Origin of the sequence: Streptomyces sp. NPDC047017 (assembly GCF_040644175.1) — a bacterium.
In the GTDB taxonomy this organism is placed as follows: Bacteria; Actinomycetota; Actinomycetes; order Streptomycetales; family Streptomycetaceae; genus Streptomyces.
Genome location: NZ_JBEYVW010000054.1, coordinates 1 through 2,113 on the forward strand (window position 1 = coordinate 1; position 2,113 = coordinate 2,113).

Genomic DNA, 2,113 nt, shown 5'->3' on the forward strand with positions numbered 1-2,113 from the left:
GCCTGGTTCAGGTCGACCAGGGGAAGATCGGAGGGCGTGTATCCGCCCGCGGCGGGATCGGCCGCGTGACGGGTGATCGCTGCCAGTGCCTCGACGAACAACCCCGACACCTCGACGACATCACGTTCATCCAGCACACCCGGCACCCACGACCAGGACACCTGCAGACACGGACCGGCCTCACCGTCCCGCACCACCGCATTGATCTCCAACGCATGCGGAACCGGCATCCGAGGATCCAACCCACTGCCCAACGCCACCGACTCCGCAGCGATCTGCCAGGCACCACCACCACCCACACTGAACCGGCCCAAATAGTTGAACCCGATCTCAGGCCGCGCCCCCCGCTCCAACACCGCACCCGTCTCCGCATTCAAATACCGCAACAAACCAAAACCCAGACCACGATCGGGAACCGACCGCACCTGCTCCTTCACCCGCTTCAACACCACACCGGCCTGAGCACCACCAGCCCACACCTCACCCGCATCAAACACCCCCGGATCAATCCGCAACGGATACGCACTGGTAAACCAGCCCACCGTCCGCGACAGATCCACCCCCTCCACCACCTCCTCCCGGCCATGCCCCTCCAACTCCACCAACACCCCACCAGCAGACCCGGCGCCCGCCGGAGCCGAGCACGTTTCGCCACACCAACGGGTCACTGCCAGCGCGAGCGCCGCGAGGAGCACGTCCTCCACACCGGCGTGGAAGACGGAAGCCACCTCACCCAGCAGCGGGCGAGTTTCCTGCAGAGACAGTTCCACGACCAGACCCTGCACGGTTTCGGCGGTGTCCCTCGACGGATCAAGTTCGCGTGATCCCATACGGATGCCAGGGGTTGCCACCATCTCCCGCCACAGACCCAGCTCCGCGACCCGCTCCGCCGAACCCGCCATCCGCACCAGATGACCCGCCCAGCCACGGAACGACGTCCCCACCGCAGCCAGCTCCACCGAACCACCCACCGAGATCGCGGTCCACGCCGCTGCGAGGTCTGGCAGCAGCACGCGCCAGGACACCCCATCGACCACCAGATGGTGCAGGACCAGCAGAACACGGCCCGGCACATCCGCGCCCGCGTTGAACCACACCACCTGCACCATCACACCCGCCAACGGATCCAGACGCTCACGCGCCGCAACCGCCTCGGCCAGCACCACCTCCTCCAGCCCACGGCCCACCGCACCGGTGACGTCCACACGACGCACACACCCCGCCGCATCCACCACACCCGACGGCAACACCTCCAAACCCCAACCCGAACCCCAACCAGAGGAAGAACCTGAATCCGGGCCGGAATCCGAGTCGGCGTCTTGGACGACCCGCAACCGCAGACCGTCATGCCGGTCAAGGACCGCCCCCACCATCGCGGTCAGCACATCCAGCGACAGCCCCGCCGGCGCACCCACCAGCATCGACTGCGAGAACCCGGCCAGCGGACCACCCCGCTCCCGCACCTGGTGCATCACCGGCGTCAACGGCACCACACCCACACCAGCACCCTCGGCCTCCACCACCGCCGAACCGGCTGACATGCCGACCACCGGTGCGAGCGCAGCCACCGACTTACGCTCGAACACATCACGCGGGGAGAACACCAGGCCGGCCGCCCGCGCCCGCGCCACCAACTGGATCGACAGGATGCTGTCGCCACCCAACTCGAAAAACCCGTCGTCCGCAGAAACCCTCGACACACCCAGGACATCCGCGAACAGCCCACACAGGATTTCCTCGTGCGGTGTCCGCGGCCCGTTGCCCATCCCCGCGTCTGAAGCAACCTCCGGGACGGGCAACACCTTCCGGTCGAGCTTCCCGTTCGGCGTCAACGGCAGCGCATCGAGGACCACGAAAGCCGACGGCACCATGTAATCCGGCAACCGCTCCCCCACGAACCCACGCAACACCGCAGGGTCGAGAACACCGTCACCCGCTGCCACGACATACGCCACCAGACGCCTGTCACCAGGACGGTCCTCCCGCACGACCACGGCCACCTGACCCACCGATGCATGCCCGGCCAGCACCGCCTCGACCTCACCCGGCTCGATACGGAAACCCCGCACCTTCACCTGAGCATCAGCACGCCCCACGAACTCCAGCACACCAT

At 67.1% G+C, this 2,113-nt stretch carries 1 protein-coding gene; it reads right to left on the reverse strand.

The window, feature by feature from the left end; translation table 11 throughout:
- On the reverse strand, nucleotides 1-2,113 hold a 2,113-nt coding region (locus ABZ858_RS37135; protein WP_361389434.1), incomplete at both ends, for a condensation domain-containing protein.